Source organism: Vibrio sp. V10_P2A27P122 (assembly GCF_963874335.1).
In the GTDB taxonomy this organism is placed as follows: Bacteria; Pseudomonadota; Gammaproteobacteria; order Enterobacterales; family Vibrionaceae; genus Vibrio; species Vibrio anguillarum.
Genome location: NZ_CAWNHY010000101.1, coordinates 1 through 5,847, shown reverse-complemented (window position 1 = coordinate 5,847; position 5,847 = coordinate 1). Strand labels below are relative to the sequence as shown.

At 47.5% G+C, this 5,847-nt stretch carries 6 protein-coding genes; 4 read left to right on the top strand and 2 right to left on the bottom strand.

The window, feature by feature from the left end:
• Positions 1 to 872: carboxylating nicotinate-nucleotide diphosphorylase (nadC, locus tag AACQ17_RS05415; RefSeq protein WP_094167807.1), on the bottom strand; the 872-nt coding region annotated here is incomplete at its 3' end.
• A gap of 124 nt (positions 873 to 996) precedes the next feature.
• On the opposite strand from nadC, the gene ampD reads away from it, so the two are divergent.
• The gene (gene ampD, locus AACQ17_RS05410) at positions 997 to 1,548 is read left to right on the top strand and encodes a 1,6-anhydro-N-acetylmuramyl-L-alanine amidase AmpD (RefSeq protein ID WP_206211669.1); all 552 of its coding nucleotides are present in this window, start codon (positions 997 to 999) and stop codon (positions 1,546 to 1,548) included.
• A 21-nt stretch (positions 1,549 to 1,569) separates the two neighbouring features.
• Here the strand turns inward: ampD and fldB are convergent, their stop codons facing one another.
• Positions 1,570 to 2,088, bottom strand: coding sequence for a flavodoxin FldB (gene fldB / locus AACQ17_RS05405; protein ID WP_013857680.1), 519 nt, complete (start codon positions 2,086 to 2,088; stop codon positions 1,570 to 1,572).
• Positions 2,089 to 2,240: 152 nt separating this feature from the next.
• Here fldB and xerD point away from each other — a divergent pair, with 152 nt between their 5' ends.
• The 3 genes from xerD to recJ are packed head-to-tail and all read left to right on the top strand — an operon-like array spanning position 2,241 to position 5,717.
• Positions 2,241 to 3,149, top strand: a complete 909-nt coding sequence (gene xerD / locus AACQ17_RS05400) for a site-specific tyrosine recombinase XerD (protein WP_013857679.1) — start codon at positions 2,241 to 2,243, stop codon at positions 3,147 to 3,149.
• A 13-nt stretch (positions 3,150 to 3,162) separates the two neighbouring features.
• Positions 3,163 to 3,936 (top strand): thioredoxin fold domain-containing protein, encoded by a 774-nt coding sequence (locus AACQ17_RS05395; protein ID WP_013857678.1) that lies wholly within the window; start codon positions 3,163 to 3,165, stop codon positions 3,934 to 3,936.
• Between the two features lie 41 nt (positions 3,937 to 3,977).
• A complete protein-coding gene (gene recJ, locus AACQ17_RS05390; RefSeq protein ID WP_094148114.1) occupies positions 3,978 to 5,717 on the top strand; it encodes a single-stranded-DNA-specific exonuclease RecJ in 1,740 nt (579 codons plus the stop codon).
• The last annotated feature ends 130 nt before the right edge of the window (positions 5,718 to 5,847 follow it).

Sequence of the window (5,847 nt, the reverse complement as noted above, 5' to 3'; positions counted from 1 at the left end):
GAGAGATCGAGTGCTTTAATGTGCTTAGTCAGCGCGCCGACTGAGATGTAATCGACACCGGTTCGCGCGTAATCGCCAATGGTTTCTAATGTGACGTTACCCGAATTTTCTAAAGCCGCGCGGCCTGCGTTAATTGCTACCGCTTCGCGCATCATCTCAATGCTAAAATTATCCAGCATAATGATGTCAGCACCCGCTTGAATCGCCTCTTCTAACTCTTGCAAGCTTTCGGTTTCGACTTCGACAGGTTTACCGGGGTTGAGCTGTTTAGCGGTGCTGATGGCTTGGGTAATACCGCCACAAGCAATGATATGGTTTTCTTTAATTAAATAAGCATCAAACACGCCAATACGATGGTTAAAGCCGCCGCCACACGCGACAGCATATTTCAGTGCGCTGCGCAGGCCAGGGATAGTTTTGCGTGTATCAAGTAGTCGGCATTCGGTGCCTTCTAGCTGTTTGGCATACTGAGCAGTAATGCTGGCGCAACCTGACAAGGTTTGAATGAAGTTCATCGCATTGCGTTCACCAGTCAGCAGTGCGCGAGCTGGGCCCTCAAGAGTGCACAAAACTTGGTTTGGCTTAACTTGATCACCATCTTGGACATGCCAGTCAATTTTCACTTCACCACCAAGTTGTTTGAAGACTTCCTCTGCCCATGCTTGGCCACAAAATACGCCATGTTCACGGGTGATGAGAGTCGCGGTATTACGCGCATCCGCTGGAATAAGGTTTGCGGTGATATCAGCAGTCGCATCCAAGCTGCCACCGAGATCTTCTCTGAGTGCATCGCTAACGGCACGAGTAATTTCCAATGGGAGTTGCTGTTTCAGATAATCAAGGCGTTGTTGGCTGTTGTGTGTATTTTTCATCGCAAATCTAATATGGTGTTGAACAGAGTGAGAATGATACGCTGAGTTTTACTCAAATTCAGCCACTAATCTCGCATTTCCTCTGGCTAAGGTTCATTTTTGTGTGAGTGTAAGGGGTCAACTGATGATCGATAAAAAGGGTTGGTATCAAAGCGCACGTCGAGTGCCATCGCCGTTTTATGATCAGCGAAGCGATGCGCAAGATATTTCATTGCTGGTGGTACATAATATCAGCTTGCCTCCGGGCCAGTTCGGCGGCCCATATATTGAGCAGTTTTTCACTGGCACGCTTGACCCGAATCAACACCCTTTTTTTCAAACCATCCACCAGATGGGCGTCTCGGCTCACTGTCTCATTCGGCGAGAGGGAGAAGTAGTGCAATTTGTGCCATTTAATGCCAGAGCTTGGCATGCTGGCCAGTCAAGCTTCGCTGGCCGTGCAAAATGTAATGATTATTCGATAGGGATTGAATTGGAAGGGAGCGATGAGACGGCTTATACACCTGCGCAATATCAAGCCTTAGCGACTTTGACGTGTGCATTGCAGCGGCGTTATCCGCTCATCACCAATCAACGGATTACCGGGCATCAATACATTGCACCACTACGCAAAACTGACCCCGGTTTGGTGTTTGATTGGCGTTGCTATCGAGCCTTGTTGGCAGCAAATGGCTAACAACAAATAGCGAACAACGAATTAAATCGAATCGTGATATTCCACTAAAATTTGCTCAACCCAGCATTGAATGCGTTCGTCGCTTTGCTCGTATTGCGAATCTTCATCGAGTGCCAGACCAACAAAGTGGCGACCATCTTTCGTTAGAGCTTTTGACGCTTCAAAATGGTAGCCTTGGTTGGGCCAGTAGCCAATCAATTGAGCACCAATTTGTTTTAGCTCATCATGCAGCATCCCCATCGCATCGAGGTACCATTCGCCATAACCTTCTTGATCGCCTAAGCCGAATAATGCGACGTACTTGCCGTTTAGCGACACGCCACCGATTTGATCCCATATTGCGCTCCAATCTTCTTGGATTTCGCCAAAGTCCCAAGTTGAGATACCCAGTATTAAAAGATCATAGTTGCTCATCAAAGAGAGTGGCGTTTCTTTCACATTGTGAATCTCCACCAAATCCTCACCGATGAGCGCACGGATCTTCTCTGCTGCCATTTCGGTATAACAAGTTGTTGAGCCGTAAAAAAGACCGATCTTCATAATTTTGTGTTCGTTTTAAATCAAGAATAGTGAATTCTAACCATAAAATGACGCGCTTTGCAGCGATTATCCTGCCGATGATGTTTTTTTATGGTATTAAACCAGTGGCTCACATAACCTGAGCAACTCGATTTTCACCACAGAGGTTTGATGTGTCTGAATATATTTCTCCTGATCAAGGGGTTGTGGAACAGTTTTTAGATGCGATGTGGATGGAGCGTGGTTTAGCTGAAAACACGCTCTCATCGTATCGCAATGATCTGACGAAATTGTTGCAATGGATGCAGCACAATAATTATCGCCTCGATTTTATTAGTGTCACTGGTTTGCAGCAGTACCAAGCGTGGCTCGCGGATCAAGACTATAAGCAAACCTCGCGGGCGCGCATGTTGTCGGCGATTCGTCGTTTATTTCAATATCTGCACCGTGAGAAACTCCGCGGCGATGATCCGAGCGCACTCTTAATTAGCCCTAAATTGCCACAGCGTCTGCCTAAAGATTTATCTGAGCAGCAAGTGGAAGATCTATTGAATGCTCCCGATACCAATAATCCTCTAGAATTACGTGACAGAGCGATGTTGGAACTCTTGTATGCAACAGGGCTACGGGTGACCGAATTGGTTTCACTGACCATGGAAAATATCAGTTTACGTCAAGGCGTAGTAAGAGTGATTGGTAAAGGTGGCAAAGAGCGTCTTGTACCGATGGGTGAAAATGCCGTTGATTGGATTGAAACTTTTCTTGAACAAGGGCGGTCTACTCTGCTGGGCGAACAAACGTCGGATGTGGTTTTCCCTAGCCGACGAGCAAGGCAGATGACTCGTCAAACCTTTTGGCACCGAATTAAACACTACGCAGTGATCGCACAAATCGATGTGGAAAAACTCTCTCCACACGTATTAAGGCATGCTTTTGCCACGCATCTACTCAATTACGGTGCCGATTTGCGTGTAGTGCAAATGCTGCTCGGTCATAGTGACTTATCGACCACGCAAATTTATACTCATGTTGCGACTGAGCGACTTAAACAATTACATAGCGAGCACCATCCAAGGGCTTGAAAAGGTGAATTTAATGAGCGTATTACGCCAACTGACTCTTCTTACATTGCCACTTTTTGCTGTGGCGTGTAACGCCGAAACCACAGAGCAAGTGACGTCAACGGCTGTGCAAGCGGCTGCGCTTGATAAAACGGTTTTTGAACAACGTTTTTCTAAACTCGGATTGGAAGTGCTGAGTGTTCAAGCCTCTGATATTCCGGGAGTTATTGAAGTGCAAACTTCCGGTGGCGTGCTGTTTTCTGCGCCTGACGCGAGCCATTTTATCGCCGGAACCTTGTATGAATTAGATAAGAATGGTGGTTATGTCGATGTGTTAGCCAAACGCCAAGCGCCCGTTAATGCGGCGAAGATCGCGCAGTTTGAATCGAGTATGATCGAATACAAAGCCGCCAATGAAAAATACGTGGTGACTGTTTTTACTGATATTACCTGTGGTTATTGCACTCGTTTGCATAGTCAAATGAAAGGGTATAACGACCTAGGGATCACCGTGCGCTACATGGCTTACCCGCGTCAAGGCGTTACGGGGCAGGTAGCTGATCAGATGGCCGCTATCTGGAATGCAGATGATAAAATGGCAGCGATGAATGAGGCAAAAACTAATCATAAGTTGCCAGAAGCAGGGCAGAACATTCAACAGGCTAAGCAATTGATTACCAAGCACTATCAGCTCGGACGTGAGTTAGGCATCAACGGCACGCCTGCGATTTTCCTACCGAATGGCGAAATGGTTGGCGGTTATTTACCACCAGAGCAATTGTTGCAACGCCTTCAGCAGATTCAATAACTTTAGGAGTCGGGCTTGAGTGTTCTTGAGCCCGCTGATTTATGATTGAAATAAAACAAAGACCAGCCCCCGATCTTTCGCAACTCCCTGACACGATTCCTACACTGCTTAAACGTATCTATATCAACCGTGGTATCACGAACCTTGAACAACTCGACAAGGCCGCGAAAGCACTGCATTCCTACCAACAATTAGGTGGTATAGAACAAGCGGTACAACTACTTTTTCACGCCATCGAGCAGCAGCAGCGCATCATAGTCGTTGGGGATTTTGATGCTGATGGCGCAACCAGTTGCGCCTTATCTGTTTTGGCGTTGCGAATGTTGGGATCGCACAATGTGGACTATCTCGTGCCTAACCGTTTTGAAGATGGTTATGGCTTAAGCCCTGAAGTGGTCGATCAAGCGATTGAGCTTGGCGCGCAGATGATCATGACGGTCGATAACGGCGTCTCCTCTATCGACGGGGTGCGTTATGCCAAGCAGCAAGGATTGACTGTCTTGGTGACCGATCACCATTTACCGGGACACGAGTTGCCAGAGGTTGATGCGATGGTGAATCCCAATTTGGCTAACTGCCCGTTTCCCTCGAAGGCATTAGCCGGCGTAGGGGTGGCTTTCTATTTGATGATGGCGTTGTGCGTGCATATGCGAAAAAACGGCTGGTTTACTCGACAAGGTATGAGTGAACCCAAGTTGATGGAGCTGATTGACTTAGTCGCACTGGGTACTGTCGCTGATGTTGTGCCGCTCGATGAAAACAACCGCATTTTAGTGCATCAAGGTTTGCAACGCATTCGCGCCGGGCATGCAAGGCCGGGTATTCAAGCTTTGATTGAGGTTGCTAAACGTGACGCGAAGCGTTTAGTTGCCTCGGATTTTGGCTTTGCGTTAGGGCCACGCATCAATGCGGCAGGGCGCTTGGATGACATGTCATTTGGCGTTGAGCTGCTAATGTGCAATGACATTCACGCTGCGCGTAGAATGGCCAGTGAGCTGGATGGCCTTAACCAAACTCGCAAAGAGATTGAAGAGGGGATGAAGCAAGAGGCGCTGGCTTTTTGTGAGCGCCTGCAACTGAGTGAAAATAGCGAATTGCCACACGGCTTAGTACTGTTTCAGCGCGATTGGCACCAAGGTGTGATTGGTATTTTAGCCTCACGTATTAAAGATAAATATCATCGCCCTGTGATTGCGTTTGCCGATGGTGGCGATGGCAGTATTAAAGGGTCATGCCGCTCTGTTGCTGGGTTACACATGCGCGATGTGCTGGATCGCATTGATACACAAAACCCCGGTTTAATCGTCAAATTTGGTGGTCACGCGATGGCGGCAGGTTTAACTATTGCCGAAAAAGAGTTTGAGCGTTTTGCTGAGCTGTTTGATCAAGCTGTACGTCGCGAGTTAGATGAAAGCGCGCTCAAGGGCGTGATTTTATCCGATGGAGAGTTAACACCTGAAGAGTTCTCGATGCACACCGCTGAAACCTTGCGTTCCGGTGGCCCATGGGGGCAGGCGTTTCCTGAACCTCTCTTTGACGGTGAGTTCAAACTATTGCACCAAAAGCTGGTGGGAGAAAAGCATTTGAAACTGATGCTTGAACCGTTATTCAAAGGCCACCCAACCAACATTATGATCGATGGTATTGCTTTTAATGTCGATTTAAGACGCTGGCCAGATGCGTCGGTGAAAACGGTGCGTCTTGCGTATAAGCTTGATATTAATGAGTTTCGCGGCAATCAGTCACTGCAATTGATGATTGATCACCTCGAAGCGAAGTAACGGCTTGATATTTCTCTTCTTTCGATGCGTGACATAACCTTCCCTCCCTTAGAAAGGAGATCTCAACGAATGTTTGCTCTTACATTCCCTCCCCTTATTAGGGGAGGGTTAGGGTCTGTCTCTTATACAC